Annotated in this window: 13 protein-coding genes; 3 read left to right on the top strand and 10 right to left on the bottom strand. The window is 38.4% G+C overall.

Going from position 1 to position 19,073, the window contains the following annotated elements; all coding sequences use genetic code 11:
• Positions 1 to 37: 37 nt before the first annotated feature.
• The 10 genes from CPS_RS09425 to CPS_RS09380 form a co-directional block, all read right to left on the bottom strand.
• Positions 38 to 1,381: a sensor histidine kinase gene (locus CPS_RS09425; RefSeq protein ID WP_011042942.1), complete on the bottom strand. Its 1,344-nt coding sequence runs from the start codon at positions 1,379 to 1,381 to the stop codon at positions 38 to 40.
• Between the two features lie 56 nt (positions 1,382 to 1,437).
• The gene (locus tag CPS_RS09420; protein WP_011042941.1) at positions 1,438 to 2,835 is read right to left on the bottom strand and encodes a sigma-54-dependent transcriptional regulator; all 1,398 of its coding nucleotides are present in this window, start codon (positions 2,833 to 2,835) and stop codon (positions 1,438 to 1,440) included.
• A gap of 116 nt (positions 2,836 to 2,951) precedes the next feature.
• On the bottom strand, positions 2,952 to 5,381 hold the full coding sequence (locus CPS_RS09415) for an ABC transporter permease (protein WP_011042940.1): 2,430 nt from the start codon (positions 5,379 to 5,381) through the stop codon (positions 2,952 to 2,954).
• A gap of 11 nt (positions 5,382 to 5,392) precedes the next feature.
• Positions 5,393 to 6,118 carry an ABC transporter ATP-binding protein gene (locus CPS_RS09410; RefSeq protein WP_011042939.1) on the bottom strand — a complete coding sequence of 242 codons (726 nt, stop codon included), beginning with the start codon at positions 6,116 to 6,118 and terminating at the stop codon, positions 5,393 to 5,395.
• 329 nt (positions 6,119 to 6,447) lie between these two features.
• Entirely contained in the window at positions 6,448 to 7,704 is a 1,257-nt protein-coding gene (locus tag CPS_RS09405) for an efflux RND transporter periplasmic adaptor subunit (protein WP_011042938.1), read from the bottom strand.
• Positions 7,705 to 8,006: 302 nt separating this feature from the next.
• Positions 8,007 to 9,020, bottom strand: a complete 1,014-nt coding sequence (gene ruvB, locus CPS_RS09400) for a Holliday junction branch migration DNA helicase RuvB (protein ID WP_011042937.1) — start codon at positions 9,018 to 9,020, stop codon at positions 8,007 to 8,009.
• 36 nt (positions 9,021 to 9,056) lie between these two features.
• On the bottom strand, positions 9,057 to 9,692 hold the full coding sequence (gene ruvA, locus CPS_RS09395; RefSeq protein WP_011042936.1) for a Holliday junction branch migration protein RuvA: 636 nt from the start codon (positions 9,690 to 9,692) through the stop codon (positions 9,057 to 9,059).
• A 240-nt stretch (positions 9,693 to 9,932) separates the two neighbouring features.
• Positions 9,933 to 10,460, bottom strand: a complete 528-nt coding sequence (ruvC, locus tag CPS_RS09390; protein ID WP_011042935.1) for a crossover junction endodeoxyribonuclease RuvC — start codon at positions 10,458 to 10,460, stop codon at positions 9,933 to 9,935.
• 165 nt (positions 10,461 to 10,625) lie between these two features.
• Positions 10,626 to 12,431, bottom strand: a complete 1,806-nt coding sequence (aspS, locus tag CPS_RS09385; RefSeq protein ID WP_011042934.1) for an aspartate--tRNA ligase — start codon at positions 12,429 to 12,431, stop codon at positions 10,626 to 10,628.
• Positions 12,432 to 12,580: 149 nt separating this feature from the next.
• Positions 12,581 to 15,448: a transporter substrate-binding domain-containing protein gene (locus CPS_RS09380; RefSeq protein WP_011042933.1), complete on the bottom strand. Its 2,868-nt coding sequence runs from the start codon at positions 15,446 to 15,448 to the stop codon at positions 12,581 to 12,583.
• A gap of 95 nt (positions 15,449 to 15,543) precedes the next feature.
• Between CPS_RS09380 and cmoA the strand changes: the two genes are divergently transcribed.
• From cmoA to CPS_RS09365, 3 genes are all read left to right on the top strand, one after another.
• Positions 15,544 to 16,278, top strand: a complete 735-nt coding sequence (gene cmoA, locus CPS_RS09375; protein WP_011042932.1) for a carboxy-S-adenosyl-L-methionine synthase CmoA — start codon at positions 15,544 to 15,546, stop codon at positions 16,276 to 16,278.
• A gap of 280 nt (positions 16,279 to 16,558) precedes the next feature.
• Positions 16,559 to 17,527: a tRNA 5-methoxyuridine(34)/uridine 5-oxyacetic acid(34) synthase CmoB gene (gene cmoB / locus CPS_RS09370; protein ID WP_011042931.1), complete on the top strand. Its 969-nt coding sequence runs from the start codon at positions 16,559 to 16,561 to the stop codon at positions 17,525 to 17,527.
• A 128-nt stretch (positions 17,528 to 17,655) separates the two neighbouring features.
• The gene (locus tag CPS_RS09365) at positions 17,656 to 19,029 is read left to right on the top strand and encodes an anti-phage deoxyguanosine triphosphatase (RefSeq protein WP_011042930.1); all 1,374 of its coding nucleotides are present in this window, start codon (positions 17,656 to 17,658) and stop codon (positions 19,027 to 19,029) included.
• The last annotated feature ends 44 nt before the right edge of the window (positions 19,030 to 19,073 follow it).

Raw genomic sequence — 19,073 nt, 5'->3', positions numbered from 1 at the left:
TACTAATAAATAAGACATTAAGACAATAAGACATGTATCACAGGGGTAACTCTATGGTTGCTATGCAACCACTGACACCTAGTCTATTTGTTAAGGTTATCTTGCCGCCATGTGCTTCAATAATTTGTCGGCATAAGACTAAACCTATGCCTGAGCCTTTACTTTTTGTGCTATAAAAAGGCACAAACAAATTCTCTAGATTGCTTACACCTGTGCCATCGTCCGCTAATGACAAACTAAATACCTTTCCATTAACTTGCCCGCTAATTGCAACCTTACCTGCTTCACCAGCACTTTTTACCGCTTCTACGGCATTTTTAACCAAGTTAATAAGCACTTGTTCAAATTGCACTGCATCAAGAACTAAAGTGATGTCGTCTATGTTTTGTACTTCAATGCATTCATCCGGGTATAAGGCTACCGTCTTATTAACTAATTCCAGTACCGAACTTGGCTGTTTTTTTGGCTCAGGTAAACTGGCTATTTGCTTATAACTATTAACAAACTCAGTTAAGCTATTACTGCGTTGTGAAATGATAGATAAGCCTTCAACCAGATATTCTTTATGGTTTTCAAGTTTCTCTTGTCGGGCAAGTAAGCGCCTTAAGCTTTGGCTTATTGAAGCGATAGGAGATAAAGAGTTGTTTATTTCATGACTAATAACCCGCACTAACGCTTGCCATGCATTTCGCTCTTCACTACGAAGCATAGTGCTAACATCAGTAATAAACACTAACTTTTGTGGTTTGCCATTTTCGCGATATTCTTCAAGGTGAACATTAAACTTACCTTGCTGATTAGCAAAATAAAGCGACATTACTTGGCTATTACCACTGTTCATTGCTGCGATTTGACTAAATTGTGAGAATGATTCAATTAAGTCAAATTCTTGCTGCTCGGCAGGTATTTGCAATAATTTTTTTGCGGCGGGGTTAGTCAAGACCAATTCATTATTCTCATTTAAAGCGAGAATAGCGACATCAATATGGTTAATTACAGTAGTTAGTAACAATTGACTTTCTGTCGTCTCAATTCTTTGCTTATTAAGGCGTAAACTAAGGCTATTTATCGAATCAACTAATTCATTTAATGCTTCATCACCATCACTAATACGGGCTCTCAGACTATAATCGCCTTGTACCATAGCATCGAGTAAATTACTTAAACTTCGAAATTGATAAGCTGACTTTTGGTGAAGTTTACTGTGACTATAAACAATCACTAAACTACTAATAAGCATGGTTAATAAAATCAAATATAGCGATATATTCGCATATATCATCACCCCAATTAGCAAGAAAAATAGCGGCAAAGAGGTAAATAAGAATAGCTGAGTTAGCTGTACTTCAAATGATTTCTTATTTTGTTGATTCTGTTTCATATTGTCTTTGTTACACTCGACTACTTTGCCTGCTACTGACTTTTATAGCAGCTGATTTAAATTTTATCTAATCGTCGATAAAGAGCACTACGGCTTAAGCCCAGTGATTTAGCTGCTTTAAGTACATTACCATCAAAGTGCTTCAATCTTTGATCAATTATGGTTAATTCTAAATCAGCTAAACTATCTAGGGTTTGCTTTTCTGTAAACTCTCCCTGCTTAACATCTACCTTAGCGGTATCAGTTTGCGTAGTATTAACTGATAAGCCCAAGTCATTTACATTGATAAAAACACCTTGGCATAATATCTGTGCTCGTTCGAGCACATGGTTTAACTCCCTGATATTCCCTGGCCAATCATAACTAACTAAGGCATTTTTCGCCTGTTCATCTAAAACCAACTTATTTCTGCCGTACTTATTTGCCCATTGAGTTAAGAAAGCATCAGCAAGCAAAACAATATCTTCCTTTCGGTGTCTTAATGCTGGAATTTCAATGGCAATAGTATTAATACGATATAATAAATCTTTACGAAACTCTCCCGCTGCTACCATTTGATTCAAGTTAGCGTTAGTCGCACAAATTAAACGCACATCGACCGACTGGGTTTTACTCGCTCCCACTTTCTCAAACTGCTGATCTTCTAAAACACGTAATAATTTAGCTTGTTGTGAATAGGGAGTATTGGCTATCTCATCTAAAAATAAGCTGCCACCATCAGCCAATTCAAAGCGACCAATGCGTGTCGATTTAGCGTCAGTAAATGCCCCTTTTACGTGGCCAAACATCTCACTTTCAAATAAGGTTTCACTCACTGCCCCCATATTGACCGAAATTTGGTTTGCGTCTTTTCGATTTGAGTGTTGATGGATATAACGGGCAAACATACTTTTGCCGGTACCATTTTCCCCTGTCAGCAAAATACAGGCATGACTTTGTGCTACTTGCTCAATCAAAACTAATGCTTTTTGCATAACTGGTGACTGGCTTATGATTTCACCTTTAAATTCACTATCAAGGCGTTGCTGCAATAGTTGATTTTGTTGAGTGAGTCTTTGCGAGTTCTTTTCGCTACTCGCTAATTTCAATTGATTATTGATAATACTGATAAGACGTTCAATATCCCAAGGCTTTTGAACAAAGTCATTTGCACCATTTTGCATAGTACTTACTGCTACCTCAACTGTTGCCCAGCCAGTCATAACCACTATAGGTAAGTCGTCTTCAAGTTTTCTAATGTCCGCAATGAGTGTCAGTCCCTCTTCCCCAGAGGTGGTATCAAGAGAGTAATTTAAGTCCATTAATACTAAATCAAATTGCGTTTTTTTAATCGCAGCTAAAGCTGAGCTTGGTGTTTGACAAAGGTTCACGCCATAACCTTCCGGTACCAGTAAAATCTTTAAGGCTGACAGAATATCTAGGTCGTCATCGACTAATAGAATGTTTTTATTCATCGTTTCTTTCTTTTAAATCCCATGGTCTTACATAAATAACAACACTAAAAAAATATAATTAAGCAGTTAATATATACTCTTAGCTGCTTAATTTTCAAAGTAGGTGCTATCTACCATTATTCATAGTGTAATGCTTGGCTTGGCTCTAACCTTAACGCATTTTTTGTTGGTAAGTAAGTCGCTATCAGCACAGTAGCAACCACTATGCTCACCATAATAATTACTATTAATACTAGTGACGAATATGAAGTACCAAACATTTGCGCCATAGCAAAGCCCATAAAACCTCCGGCTACAATACCGGGTATACCACCCCAAAGTAATAATTTCACACCAGCAAAGACAAACTCTCTGCTGATTCTTTGCTCATCAGCACCTAACGCACGTTTAATGCCTATTTCCTGCGTTCGTTGGCTTATCATATTTGCCATAACACCATAAATACCACTTGCTGCTAGCACCACACCTGCGATAGCAAATATTGCCGTTAAACTACTGATAAAAACTACCGGCGCTGTAATTCTATCGTTACTTGCTTGATAAGTTTCAATACGGTATGAAGCTAGTTCACTATCAATACCTTGTAAAGTCTTACGCAAATGCTGTACCGCAAGGCTTCCTTTTGAACTTAATTGCATTGCAATAGTAAGCTGATTTCGTGGTGCTTGAGTTAACGGTCTATAGATTGCAGGCATACTTGCTGCATCGCCGTCTCTGTTACCTTGAATCGTATGCTCAACTATGCCGACAATAGTCACCCATTCAATGTTGTCTTGCGTTGTCTTCGCTAAACGAAACCTTTTCCCCAAAGCACCCTGCTCAGGAAAATGGCGCTTGGCAAAGCTTTCTGAAACCAAAGCTGTCGCTTTAGCCAAACCATCATCACTATTGTTAAAATAACGCCCTTGGCGTAATTCAACGCCCAGCTTTGCCAAAGAGCCTGGCATAGTGGCAATGTCATTAGCACTCGGATAACTATTGTTACTATCCTTGCTATATTCTTTACCTTCTATAATGACTTTCGAGATTGAACTATAGTGCCCTGGTAACGACGTTGCTAACATTACCGCTTCAATTGAAGCACTGTTTTCTAAACGTGATTGCAACGTTTTGGCAAAGTGTGCCTTTTTAGCATCCGTATCATAATTCGCTGCAGGTAATAAAACACTTGCCACTAAACTATTTTCGGTATCAGCCCCCATATCACTATTGGTTTGCTCATAAGCAGATTGCACCATAACGGCAGAGGATATTAATACCGTCATAGAAATAAATATTTCACTAATAACCAGAAAACGATTCAGGCGACCTGCCTTCTTCCCTTGTGCGCCTCGAGTACCATCTCGTAGTACGGCATTAAAGTCACCCCCTGTACTTCTCCAAGCAGGCAAAAATCCGGTGACAAAAATAGTGCTAATAAGGATGGTTAAAAACAGTGTTACCGTATAAGTATCAATGCCAAAGTCCCACCAAAATGCTAATGGGTCTGCAAAAAAAGTAGCTACAATTGGCTCTGTAATCTCCAAGCCCCAGGCCATAACTAAAAAACCTATCATTCCGCCAAGCGTGCAAATTATGGTACTTTCCCATAACATCTGAATAATTAATCGTGACCTAGGTGCGCCTAACGCGACTCTAATTGCTGTTTCTTTCCCACGCTCTAATGCGCGCGATAATAATAAATTTCCAACATTTATCGACGCCAACAGCAAAATTAACAAGGCAACAGTATGCATGGTATAAATGACCGGAGCACCATCAGCGCCACCAACACCCGGAATTGATGTGACATGAGCACTAATACCAGTATTTGTTTGTGGGTGTTGATTCTCAATTCGTTTCATAACAACGCTTAGTTCACGATTTACCTCAGCCATAGTCACGCCATCTTCTAAGTGTGCTAAACCATGTAATGTTGTGCTATTTTCTCGGACTAATTGTTTAGGATCAATTTGTAAAGGTAACCATATCTGGGCATTTCGAGGGAACAAATATCCTTGTGGCATCACACCCACCACGTTGTGTTTTTCACCATTAATGCGCATGTTTTGTTTGAGTACATCATTTTCGCCGCTGAACTGGTTTTGCCAAAGATCATAACCAATAACAACAACCTTTTCAGAGCCAGATTTTTCATCTTCAGCCCTAAATTCTCGTCCTAAAATAGGCTTTGTGCGAGTCAGTTGAAATATATTCGCTTGTGCCATTATCGCCGGAAATCTTATCGCCCCTTCAGTTGCTGAAACAACAACATTAGCGTTGTTATAACCACCGTACTCTTTTAAACCCTTTACGCTACTTTTGATTTCAGCATAATCTAAGGCATTAATTCTATAAGCATCTTCTTTGCCATTTATAGAGCCACTGACCATGACGAGAGAGGCCCCATCTTGAAAGTCTAAGTCTTTAAACAAAATAGTGTGAAAAAACGAGAACATATAAACACTCAAACCTATGCCTGTTGCCATCACTAAAGTAGTAAGCGCAGTAAAGCCAGGCTTTTTTGATAACAACCTGATCGCATATTTAAAATCTTGCCATATCATAATCATTCTCCCTAAGCTGCTACAGTGTCATTTGATTTATTTTCTTTGGTTAACGAGTTATCACTAATCACCTGTCCATCTAAAATATCAATATTACGAGAAGCTCGCTGCGCTGAGCGAGGATCATGTGTCACCATACAGATAGTGGCACCTTCTGCATGTAATAAGTCTAAAAGTTCCATTACTGCTTCAGCATTTTTCGAATCTAAATTTCCGGTAGGTTCATCAGCAAGGATAATTGAAGGTTTCCCAACGATGGCGCGTGCTACCGCGATACGTTGCTGTTGGCCACCAGAAAGTTGCGAAGGAAAATGCTTAGATCTGTGCGACATATTCACTTTTTCTAATGCTTCCTTAACCATTGCCTTACGCTGGTCTTTGCTTAGATCTTTACGATAAGTAAGTGGCAATTCAACATTCTCTTCAACATCAAGGTCACTGATCAAGTTGAAAGATTGAAATATAAAGCCAATTTCCATATTACGAATTCGGGCACGCTCTTTTTTAGATATATTAGAAACATCATGTTCAGCCAACTGGTACAAGCCTTCAGTGCTAGCATCTAATAAGCCTAATAACGAAAGCAAAGTAGATTTTCCACAACCAGAAGGTCCTGAAATTGAGACATATTCACCTTTATTAATAGTTAACGTTATGTCTGCTAACGCATGGGTTTCTACTTCATCGGTAAAAAATACTTTTTGAATGTTTTCTAATTTAATTAATGTATTACTCATAATCTGTCCTTATGATCTGTTATTTATCATATATACCCGCTCCACTTGAAGATGCTCGTTTCAGGAAGTCTGAGCGATTCATAATCAAGGCACATTTTTTTATTAAGGGTTATTCCCTTAAAAAGAAAAGTAACGCTGAGTATGATTTGCTCAGCCTTCCCCCAAGGGGCTGGTTTATAAACGCTTTATGCTACGTTATTGATTTTGACAAGGAAACAACCATTCTCTTCAATCAATACCTTGCCTAAAGGCGTTTATAATTCCAGCTGAATCATGCATCTTCAAGTGGAACGGGTATATTGTTCGGTAAGTGTTTTTATAGCTTAGTATTAGTTAATTCTAACTTTTTTATATTTTTGCCAACTACTTGAATCTGAAATGATCACTCTGTCTCCAACAGCTAACCCTTCAATTACTTGTATTTGGTTTATAGAGCCTTTACCTAATTTAACCTGTGTACGCTGTGCTAAGTTGCCATCTTGATTTAACTTGTAAATGGTTGTGTTAGATTGCCTTTGCGAAAAGATAGGACGACTCACATACAAGGTATCGGCAATATCTGTGATCATGATTTCACCATCGACACTCAAATCGGGTCTTGCGTCACTGGGTAATGCTTCTGTGAAGGTTACATCTACTTGTACATTGCCATTAACAACGGCGGGGTCTACGCGAGCAACAATGCCACTTACTGTGTTATTACGTGTATCAATAGTGACTAGCTGGCCGATACTGACTTCGCCAATTAATAGTTCTGCAACTTGTAATTCGGCAATAAGTGAGTCTTGTTGAGCAAGTTTAGCTAAATTGCTGCCCATATTTACGCGCTGCCCTGGTTCAACAGAGACATCTTGAACAACACTATCTAGACTGGCATAAATCATCAGGTCTTTAACCTGTTGTTCAGCTCGCTCAAGTGTTTTGCGCATTTTATTGATACGTGAATTATGGGCATTGTCTTGAACAACAATATTGTCGGTCATGCTAACCAGCACTTCTTCTTGAATTTTCCAGCGTTGATTAAACTGTTGGGTTTCTAACTTAGTTTTTTCATAATCAATTTTTGAAACCGCGCCGGTTTTATTGTTAAATAACTCGCGTTGGGCATCGAGCTTTAACTTACTACTCTGATAGTTTAGCTTGGCATCAAGCATGCGTGCTTTTTGAAAAAGTAATCCCGACTTTTGCTCAGCCTGACTCGCTTTGCTTTCTGCAATAATAGCTTCAAGCTCCCACTTAGTTTCTTCCTGCAATTGTTTTAATCTTGGATTACTAAGCTCAATAATTAGCTCTCCTTTTTTCACCGATTTCCCTGGTTTTACAACAACACGTTCAACATGGCCGTCAACACTTGCTGCTAACCATTTAATTTTATCTGGCACCAGTAAACCAGCACCTCGAACTGAAATAGAGAACGGTCCCTGCTTAACTTCGCCATATACCAAGGTATCATCATCAATAACGTAGTCTGCTTGTAGCAAAAAGGCACTATAGTTTAAGGCTATAGCGAGAATGGCTATGACTAGAGCCAACGGCCACACTCTTTTAAGTAAGGTTTTCTTTTGTTTTTTAACGGCGATATCCAAGGGTAATTCTCCAACAAATCTTCTTACTAAGACTTACTGCAGCCTCTATACCACAATTAATAACCACTTGATAAGTATCACTTAAATTTACATGTTAAAGGTTTTATACAAACTAATGTTCCATGAATGGGAAAATACAGCTTTTTTGCTTTCCCATTCATGGGAAAGTTCTTCTTATTAAGGGAAGTTTGTTAATGAGAAAGCGGTTACGGAGTTTTGAAGGGGAGTCGAAGTAGTCTCCGCCAGCATAGACACTGACGGATAAAATAACAACTTATAAGGAAGAGCAAAAACTATGGGGCTTAGTCTTTAGTTTGATCTTTAGTGATACCAAAATGTTGGTAAGCTCTATCTGTTGCTATTCTGCCACGCGGAGTACGTTGCAAAAAGCCTTGTTGGATTAAAAAAGGCTCTATTACATCTTCTATAGTTTCTCGTTCTTCACCAATGGCTGCAGCAACATTGTCCAAGCCAACAGGTCCACCCATAAATTTATCAATAATGGCATGTAATAGCTTCCTGTCCATAATATCAAAGCCTTCACTGTCAACTTCTAACATGTCTAACGCAGCAGCGGCAGTTTGTTGATTAACCACCCCGTGCGATTTTATATCGGCATAATCACGTACTCGGCGTAATAAACGATTAGCAATACGTGGCGTGCCGCGAGAGCGGCGTGCAACTTCAAATGCCCCCTCCTCATCTATTGTTAAGTTCAAAAAATGTGCCGAACGGCTGACAATAGTTGATAAGTCTGCAACATTATAAAACTCTAACCGTTGAACAATACCAAATCGGTCACGTAAGGGTGACGTTAATGCACCTGCTCGTGTGGTAGCGCCAATAAGTGTAAATGGGGGTAAGTCTAACTTGATTGAACGCGCTGCCGGTCCTTCACCAATCATAATATCTAATTGATAATCTTCCATTGCAGGATAAAGTATTTCTTCAACCACAGCACTTAAACGATGTATCTCATCAATAAAAAGAATATCGTTTTCTTCTAAATTAGTTAGCAGCGCCGCTAAATCGCCGGCTTTCTCTAATACCGGTCCTGAAGTAGTGCGAATATTTACGCCCATTTCATTGGCAACAATATTAGCTAAAGTGGTTTTACCAAGACCTGGAGGGCCAAAAATGAGTAAGTGATCTAAAGGTTCGCCACGATTTTTTGCGGCTGGAATAAATATTTCCATTTGCGCTTTAACATGCTGTTGCCCCGTATAATCTTGTAGCATTTTAGGACGAATAGCACGATCTACCCTTTCATCTTCTACTGAAGCAATTGGTTCAATTAAGCGATCTGCTTCTATCATAGGTTACCTAAGTTCAAAATGTGATTAATCCGTTGGCTATATCATTGATTTTAATGCATCGCGAATAATGTTTTCGCTAGACATACCGCGATTATATACGGATTTAACCGCTTTATCTGCCTGTACTTGTTTATAGCCAAGTGAAAGTAAAGCGTTAATAGCATCGCCTTTATTATCATTAACAAAAGTAGTTTCTTGGCTCAATTCAGCAGAGAGTTGTTCTGGTATCACGCCATCATCACTAACTAAGTGTATTTGTTGTGCTTGCCAATCTTTCAAACGATCACGCATTTCAATAAGCAAACGCTCTGCTGTCTTTTTACCAACACCCGGGATTTTTACAATGGCGCTAATATCATCGTGACGAACACAACTAACAAATTGATCAGCAGACATGTTTGATAAAATAGCTAACGCTAATTTAGGACCTACACCATTAACTTTAATTAATAACCGGAATAACTTACGTTCTACTTTATTGGCGAAGCCATAAAGCAATTGAGCATCTTCACGTACAACAAAGTGAGTATAAATAGTTGCCTGCTGTTCAAGCTCAGGTAAGGCATAAATACTCGTCATTGGCATGGTGACTTCATAGCCCACGCCAGCACATTCAATTAATATTTCAGGAGAGTTTTTTTCCACAAGCATGCCACGTAAACGACCAATCACAACAAGTACCAAAGGCTATTATTAATGAATCAGATACTACCACTATATATTTATACAGTAAAGTGACCTAGTTGAATTTTGCTGACGTTGCCTAATATTTAAAACGAAATAACTCACAACGAAGAACACAGAGGCTTAGCTTCACAGACAAAAACACGACTGAGAACTAATCTTTCTGGATTCCCGATCAGAAACTTCGGGAATGACGGCTATGCTGATGGGGATTTATAGAAAAGCGGGTTAGCGTAAACGCCCTCTAACGATTTTTGTAGCTTGACCGGCTAATATGGCGGCACTGGTATGACTATGACCATGACATAGTGCTACCGCTAAGGCATCGGCAGCATCTGCCTGAGGAGTACCTGGTAACTTTAAAATACTTTTTACCATATGCTGTACTTGGTTTTTATCTGCTGCGCCTGTACCTACAACAGCTTGCTTAATTTGTCTTGCTGAATACTCTGCGATGGTTAACCCTGAATTGGTTGCCGCAACAATAGCTGCACCCCGTGCTTGGCCCAGTTTCAAAGCTCCGCCAGGATTCACCCCCATGAAAACTTGTTCAATGGCAAACATATCTGGCTTGAATTGAATAATTAACTCAGATACGCCAGCAAAAATTGTTTGCAAACGTGAAGCTAAATCTTCACCTTGACTCATCGCTTTAATGCAACCACTACCAAGGTAGGTAAAACGTTGCTTTTCTTGTTTGATAACGCCGTAACCAGTAAAGCGTGAACCAGGATCAATTCCTAATATTATTGTCAACAGCGAGCCTTTTGATTGATATCTTATTCTTCAATAGAGGTAAGTTATATTAATGCCATAAAAAATGCAGCTAAAACATACGTTATAGCTGCATTAACATTACTGATATACAGTAATCATAACAAACAGTAGTTATCATTTATCTATTGATAAACGGTTACCTAATTATGCTTGTTCTTCGTCTTTGTTCTCTTCAGCTTTCTTTACTTCAAGAACAGCAACGCCTAATTCTCTTAACTGTTCAGGGTTAGCTTTACCCGGTGCGTTAGTTAATGGACAAGCCGCTGTATTGGTTTTTGGGAAAGCCATTACGTCACGGATTGAACTTGCACCTGTCATTAACATCACTAATCTGTCTAGGCCAAAGGCTAAACCAGCATGTGGCGGCGCACCATATTGTAGCGCTTCAAGTAAGAAGCCAAATTTCTCTTCTGCTTCTTCATCACTAATGCCTAAAATTCTAAATACTGCTGCTTGCATATCTTGATTGTGAATACGTACAGAGCCACCACCAAGTTCACAGCCATTTAAGACCATGTCATAAGCATCTGATAAAGCGCCAACAGGATTTGCTTCTAACTGCTCAGCGGTTAAATTAGTCGGTGCAGTAAACGGATGATGAATAGCATGCATATGGCCATCTACTTCTTCAAACATTGGGAAATCAACTACCCAAAGAGGTTTCCATTCACCTTGAAGTAAATCAAGTTCTTCACCTAATTTAAGGCGAAGTGCACCTAAAGATTCAGTTACAACATTATATTGGTCTGCACCAAAGAAAATAATATCGCCTGTTTTCGCATTTGTACGTTTTAATAAAGCGATAGCTTCATCACTTGATAAGAATTTTAAGATGGGTGACTGCAAACCTTCAACACCTGTTGAAAGAGCCGCATCAATATCATTCACTTTTAACCAAGGCATACCTTTAGCGCCGTAAATGCCAACAAATTTGGTTAATTCATCAAGGCCCTTACGTGAGAATTTAGCTGCACCTTGAGGCAAACAAATTACTGCAACACGGCCATTTTCATCGTTCGCTGGTCCTGAAAATACTTTAAATTCAACATCTTTTAAAATATCATCAACATCAATTAACTCTAATGGGTTACGTAAGTCTGGCTTATCACTACCAAAACGTGTCATTGCCTCAGAGTAAGGCATACGCGGGAACTCACCTAAGTCAACATCAAGCAACTCTTGGAATAATTCACGGATCATTTTTTCCGTTACTTCCATTACCTGATCACTACTCATGAACGAGGTCTCAATATCTATTTGTGTGAATTCAGGCTGTCTATCAGCACGTAAATCTTCATCACGGAAACATTTAACTATTTGATAGTAACGTTCCATACCCGACATCATCAATAATTGTTTAAACAATTGTGGTGATTGTGGCAAAGCGAAAAATTGACCTTTATGAGTACGACTAGGAACTAAATAGTCACGTGCACCTTCAGGAGTAGCCGCTGTTAGTATCGGTGTTTCAATATCTAAAAAACCTTGAGACTCAAGTGAACTACGCACTGCAGAAGTTACTTTAGCGCGGAAACGTAAACGTTCAGTCATTTCAACACGGCGTAAATCTAAATAACGGTATTTAAGGCGAAGTTCTTCTGAGTTGACTTGATTAGAGTCTAAAGGCAATGGCGCTGACTTATTTAGAATGGTAAGTTCTAGACCAAGTACTTCAATACCACCCGTTTTCATGCCTTTATTTACTTGGCCTTCAGGACGAGCGCGAACTTTACCTTTAATTTGTACACAAAATTCATTACGTAAGGTGTTGGCTTTTTTAATCACCTCAGGTAAATCAGGATCATAAACAACTTGAACAAGACCTTCACGGTCACGTAAATCTAAAAAGATCACGGCGCCTAAATCACGACGTTTGTTAACCCAACCACATAAAGTTATTTCTTGTCCAATGTGAGATTCGTTCACCTCACCACAATAAAGACTACGCATGTATTTTTGCCTTATACCAATTCTATTAAACTTATTAACAAACGCTACTTTACGTTTGTTACGATAATTTTGGGCATATTATAAAGCAAAGATTATTAATGTCACCCCAGAACAAGCGGATGGGTAAATTAAAGCACTACAAGTGGGTTTTAGTTAAAAATATAATGATTTTTACCGGCAGCTTTTACCTTGTACATCATGGTATCAGCAATTTTAAGTAAGTCGGTGTCGTTATCACCATCATTTGGATACATAGCTATACCAATACTACAGCCAATAAAGGCATTGGTTTTCGATAGTTCAAACTCTTTTTGCATCATCCTTAATACTTTTTCGGCGACATAGGCCGCTTCATTAGGACTATTTAGACCGGTAAGTAGTAAAACAAACTCATCACCGCCAAAACGTACTACCGTATCTGAACTTCTTACACACCCCTGTAAACGAAGAGCTACTTGTTGCAACAATTCATCTCCGACACCATGCCCATGAGTATCGTTGATATTTTTAAAACCATCTAAATCAATGAATAATACTGCCATTTTAAGGGATTGTCGTTGATGGAACGCTATCGCTGTACTTAATCTATCTTTTAACAATACCCGGTTAGCAAGCCCGGTTAGTTCATCATGTGTTGCCATATGTTTCATAATTTTTTCAAGCTGCTCTCGGTGTTTTATTTCAACTTGTAATCGTCTATTCCACATGACAATAACACCGAGCACCAATAAAATGATGACACCAATTTGAGCCCCAACCTGTAAGACCACATTTTTATCAAGCCCAGTATTTATTGCTAAGGAAAACCAATTATCGTAAATGGCTTGTTTCTCTTTTTCAGTGATCGATAACAGCCCCTTATTAATTATTCCTTTTAATAGCGGCAACTGCTTGTTTATTCCAAAATGACTTTTCTCTAAGCTGACATCTTCCATCATTGATATCATCAAAGTGACGATGTTTTCCTGCTTCAATAATTGTGTCGCCGAGGCCATAGTCGTGATGAAACCATCAACTCGTTCCTGTTGTAGCGCAACAAGTGCTTGCTCTCGGTTATCCACTAATTTAAAAGTGATTAAGGGGTGTATTTTTCTTAGCTTGGCAATTAAATAATAGCCTTTGACGATAGCGACTTGTTTACCATAAAAATCTTCAAGTTTGGATTTTCTACCATAATATTGTGGATGTACCATTACCCATGGCATTTGCCAATAACTATCAGTGAATATCAGCAGTTTTTCACGCTCTACTGTTGGCGTAATACTGCCAAGCATATCTATTTTATTATCTAATAATGCTTTATATAACTGTTGCCAACTATCAAAAGGCAGGTAGTTGAACTTAATACCAGTGCTATCACTAATTAAATGCGTAATATCACGATTAATACCTGAAAATTTACCTTGCTCGTCAATAAACTCAATCGGCGATAAATTCTTAATGATACCTAAGTTAATTTTTCCGTGGGATGCTAAGAAGGCTTTATCGGCATCACTTAACATAATTTTTTGTGCTTGTTTTTTATAATAGTGTTCTCCCGCGTTACCGTTCAACCACCTATCTTCAATTTTAATAAGGCTATTAATATCTAACTCGTTAAATCCTCTATTAACGATTTCCACAAGTTTATTATTTTTATGATGAATAACAGGCGATAGTTTTAAAGTAATGACAGGACTATCTAAGCGATAAAAAAGTGTTTGCAAGTTACTTTGCACTAACCTTGCACTAATTAAATCAACTAATCCGACGATGCCTGATATTTCATCTCGCTCAGCAGCATCCAACATCGTAATCAAGCTACTAAAATAGCGAACATTCAACTGTGGGTATTGTGCTAACAATTGGTCTTTAAAAGTAGAGTCTTGCCAAATACCAATGACACCGCCGTTGAACTGTTGATTAAATTGCTCTAATGACTCAAATGGCTTACCTTTAACGTCTTTAATTCTATTATTGAGAAAAACTTCCACTGTAGAAGAGTAAATTGGATTGGCAAAAGCTATATCATTAGATGTTTTAACATGATCAGGGTAAGCCAAGAGTATGTCGGCTTTTTGCTCTGTTATAAGATCTAACCCTTCAGTCATATCACGGGGAACAAACTCAACATTAATCCCTACTTTTTTAGACCATAAGCGCCAGACCTCAATCAATAATCCTTGCGGTTCACCTGAAGGGCTAACCCCCATATAAGGAGGGTAATGTGATGAAAAGGCGACCAATAAACTGTCTTTTTGCTTAGTCAAACCTAGCCATTTTCGCTCAATGGCTGCTCGCTCTTCTCTTGATACTTGTGCAAACCCTTGTTCAATTAAATTAAGTAGCGAATTATTCCCCTTAGCCACCGCTACCCCATAATCACCTTGCTGATATCGTAAAACCTTATGAGGAGGGAAACGCTGCCTTAAAGTATCGTAATCAGGAAAATTATCAGATAGTTTTTCTAAACCTGTAAACACTAAAATTTCGTTATTTAGGGCTCCTCTGTATAGGTCATGCCGATTATCATACGTTTTCAAAGCAAACTCAGGATGATACTTTTGCAGGTTCTCAATATGAGCTGAGCCTTTCACTACCCCAATGCTGTAGGGTTTTAAATCTGCTAGGTTGTTAACATTACTGAGTTGTTGATTTACGTAAAGGTGGGTATAAATAGAAAAGAGTGGTTGGGAAAACTGTAGCGTTTCTCGCCTGGAATCAACAATTGATAAGCCACCATGAATATCAATATTTCCTTTAGCTACTTCACTTAGTGTCTCTAGCCAAGGTAGCACAATAAACTGTACTTCAATTTGTTGCTTTTTAGCCCATAAACGCCACATATCTGCCATTAAACCAATAGCATTACCTTGCTCGTCAATAGAGTGATATGGGAAAGAAGTTTCATTAATAGCAATGGTTAATGGTTGCTTAACTGTTATGTCAGCCTTTTCTGCAAACACTGTTTGGCTGAAAATAACTACAAACAAAGTAATTAAAATAATGTAACTGGTCAGTTTATAAAAAAAATTCAAAAAAACACCCTATAAATATAGCGTTGCTAATAAGATCGGTTAAAATAAGCCATTATATATCCTAACTTAACATAATAGTGAATAGAACAAAGAAAATGCATGATTCTGATACCGATTTAATTTACTCACAAGCGCATAATCAAGTAAAAAACTTTACCTTTGATGCACAAGTCGTTGAAGTTTTCCCCGACATGATATCTCGCTCTGTGCCCGGCTATAAAACTATTATCGACACTATAGGTCGTCTTAGTGAACGCTTTACTCAAGATGATAGCAACATCTATGATCTAGGTTGCTCTTTAGGTGCCGCAACGCTTGCTATGCGAAAAGGAATTACCGCTAACAATTGTAAAATCATCGGTGTGGATAATTCTATCGATATGGTAAAGCGTTGTAAAATGCATGTGGATGCGTTCAAAGGAGATACGCCCGTGACGATTATTGAAGGTAACATTCAAGATATCGACATAGAAAATGCCTCTATGGTAGTACTAAATTTCACTTTGCAATTTATTGAAAAATCACAGCGTCAAGCATTACTGAGTAAAATAGCCCAAGGTTTAAAGCCCGGTGGTTTATTGGTTTTGTCTGAAAAAATATCCAGTGATGATAACGTGATTGATGATGTATTAATTAACTTACACCATAACTTCAAACGTGATAATGGCTACAGTGAATTGGAAGTTGCTCAAAAGCGTAGCGCATTGGAAAAAGTCATGTTGACCGATTCACTTGATGTACATAAAGAACGGTTAACACAAGCTGGTTTTCAACATGTTTCATTATGGTTTCAGTGTTTTAACTTCACCTCACTTATTGCAATAAAGTAAAACTATCAAAAAATGTATTTAAACATATGCCTTAAAATTGAGTGTGATTAAGTAGTTACCCTCAATTAATACCATTTGTATTAAATAAGGTTACAGAATTCAGTGAGGATAAATTTTCAAGAACAAGGCGCTTGATTGAGCAATAGCTGGCTATTGGGATTGAAAGTAACGCTATTATTGGATATTTAAACCACCTGAAAATGATCACTTATTTAGTGCAATTGGTATAATTACTAACAAAATATAAAGTACGCCCATTAAAACGACTAATTAGAATCCTATGAAACAGTTCAACGAATTTTACCAAAAAATTGCTACCAATCGTTTAGGCCATTGGCTAAACACCTTACCTGCACAATTGAGCCATTGGCACGAAAGTGAGCTACATGGTGAATTCAAGCATTGGCAGAAAACACTTGATGCATTACCGGTAGTAGATGCTAATTCAGCGATTGATATAACAAATACCGTTAAAGTGGGCGAATCAGGTGATTTAGATCAGGGACAATTTAAGCGCCTTGAAAATTTAATGAAAAAGTTTAAACCTTGGCGTAAAGGTCCCTATCATATTCATGGTTTACACATTGATACTGAGTGGCGGAGTGACTTTAAATGGGATCGTTTAGCTGAGCATATTAGTGATTTATCGGGTAAGTATGTTTTAGATATCGGCTGCGGAAGCGGTTATCATTTATGGCGAATGCGCGGCGCAGGAGCTAAATTTGTTGTTGGTATAGACCCAACTCAGCTATTTTTAATGCAGTTTAATGCCATAAAACACTTTATTGACGATAGCCCCGTGCATTTACTTCCCCTAGGTGTTGAACAACTACCTGAGCTAAAAGCGTTTGATACAGTATTCGCTATGGGTGTGCTTTATCACCGTAGATCGCCAATCGACTTTCTTTATCAATTAAAAGCACAATTAGTTAAAGGTGGTGAATTAGTTTTAGAAACACTCATTGTCGATGGCGATGAGAATACAGTATTAGTGCCAGGTGAACGTTACGCAAAAATGCGCAACGTTTGGTTTTTACCCAGTGAAAAAGCCATGTGTGCTTGGTTAGAACGATGCGGCTTTAATAATGTTCGCGTGGTAAATACTGATATTACGGCATTAGATGAGCAACGAAAAACCGAGTGGATTGATACCGAGTCGTTGCAAGACTTTCTTGATCCAAATGATAGCAGCAAGACCATTGAAGGTTACCCTGCCCCTAAACGTGCCATATTTATTGCTAATGCTTAACTACTAATACCTAACTACCAATAGCTAACTAATTGGTGTAACTTATAAAACTAGTGCTAGTGTAAAAACTAGTACGAATACTAAAGCCAAGGTAAAGGCTAAGCAGTTAAATTAAGATAAGGAACGCTATGAGTGATGTTTGGTTAGCAAGACGACTTAAAAAAGTGACAAACAGGCAGCAAGATCACCGTGACCCTTTCCAGCGAGATCGTGCTCGAGTAATGCACTCTGCCTCTTTTCGTCGCTTGCAGTCTAAAACCCAAGTGATGGGTAGCGGACAAAGTGATTTTTACCGTACTCGCTTAACCCATTCATTAGAAGCAGCACAAATAGGCTCCGGCATTACCGCACAACTGCGCTATAAATTTCCCGAACTCTGTAATGCCCTTTTTCCTACTAGCGATAGCTTAATAGAAACCATTTGCTTAGCCCATGATATCGGTCATCCTCCGTTTGGCCATGGTGGGGAAATAGCATTAAATTATATGATGCGAGATCATGGTGGTTTTGAGGGTAACGGCCAAACACTTCGGATTGTGGCGCGCTTAGAGACATTTAGTGAACACTTTGGTATGAATTTAACCCGAAGGACACTCCTTGGTTTAATGAAGTACCCGCAATTACTAGAAACGCTTAGCAAAGAGATAAAGCCAACCCGTGTTGGAAACTTTCGACAACTTAAAGCCAATGAGTGGCATCCCGCTAAAGGCTTATATAGGGACGATCAAGATATTATTGACTGGATACTTGAACCCTTATCACAAGCTGATAGGACTTTATTTCAAAGCATGAGTTGCCACAGTATAGGCAGCCAAAACTTACGCTTGCAAGACAAAAACACCCATCATAAAACCCGCTTCAAGTCACTCGACTGCTCTATCATGGAGTTAGCCGATGATATTGCCTATGGTATTCATGATCTCGAAGACGCCATAGTCACCAAAGTGGTTAACCGTGATGATTTTGACCGAGAAGTAATAAAAAAGTTACAACAAATAGACGATGTTTGGTTGCAAGAATACAGCATGACCTTAACAGATAAACTATTCAGTGATCACCATCACTTGCAAAAAGACGCTATTGGCGGCTTAGTTAACTACTTAATTACTGCGATTAAATTAACTGATTTAAATGAGCAAGATGATATAAATTTTTCAGAGCCACTACTCCGTTATAATGCAACCTTATCTGCATCCACAGCAGAAGCACTGAAGATATTTAAAGATTTCGTTTACTTTTATGTCATTAAATTGACCAGTCTTCAGCGGTTGGAATATAGAGGACAACAAATAGTGATGGAGCTTTTTGAAGCCTTATCATCCGATCCTAACCGTTTACTCCCCAGTAATAGCGCTAAACGCTGGCAACAAGCAATAGATAACAAAACAAACTCACAACGAATAATAGCCGATTATATTGCTGGCATGACCGATGATTACGCCACAAGACTTTATCAATCTCTGTTTAATGCACATGGCGCGTCAGATTACCAATTAAACTAAACATACCAATAAATACTACTATTTAAACATGAGATTAATGCAGT

The sequence above is a fragment of the Colwellia psychrerythraea 34H genome, assembly GCF_000012325.1.
Taxonomy (GTDB): Bacteria; Pseudomonadota; Gammaproteobacteria; order Enterobacterales; family Alteromonadaceae; genus Colwellia; species Colwellia psychrerythraea_A.
This window is presented reverse-complemented; position numbering and strand designations above follow the sequence as displayed.

Excerpts from the sequence above, each read along its gene's own strand:
- CPS_RS09425 (WP_011042942.1), bottom strand. The coding sequence starts at position 1,381 with ATGAAACAGAATCAACAAAATAAGAAATCATTTGAAGTACAGCTAACT.
- ruvB (WP_011042937.1), bottom strand. The coding sequence starts at position 9,020 with ATGATAGAAGCAGATCGCTTAATTGAACCAATTGCTTCAGTAGAAGAT.
- CPS_RS09410 (WP_011042939.1), bottom strand. The coding sequence starts at position 6,118 with ATGAGTAATACATTAATTAAATTAGAAAACATTCAAAAAGTATTTTTT.
- cmoA (WP_011042932.1), top strand. The coding sequence starts at position 15,544 with ATGCATGATTCTGATACCGATTTAATTTACTCACAAGCGCATAATCAA.
- CPS_RS09415 (WP_011042940.1), bottom strand. The coding sequence starts at position 5,381 with ATGATATGGCAAGATTTTAAATATGCGATCAGGTTGTTATCAAAAAAG.
- cmoB (WP_011042931.1), top strand. The coding sequence starts at position 16,559 with ATGAAACAGTTCAACGAATTTTACCAAAAAATTGCTACCAATCGTTTA.
- CPS_RS09365 (WP_011042930.1), top strand. The coding sequence starts at position 17,656 with ATGAGTGATGTTTGGTTAGCAAGACGACTTAAAAAAGTGACAAACAGG.
- CPS_RS09420 (WP_011042941.1), bottom strand. The coding sequence starts at position 2,835 with ATGAATAAAAACATTCTATTAGTCGATGACGACCTAGATATTCTGTCA.
- aspS (WP_011042934.1), bottom strand. The coding sequence starts at position 12,431 with ATGCGTAGTCTTTATTGTGGTGAGGTGAACGAATCTCACATTGGACAA.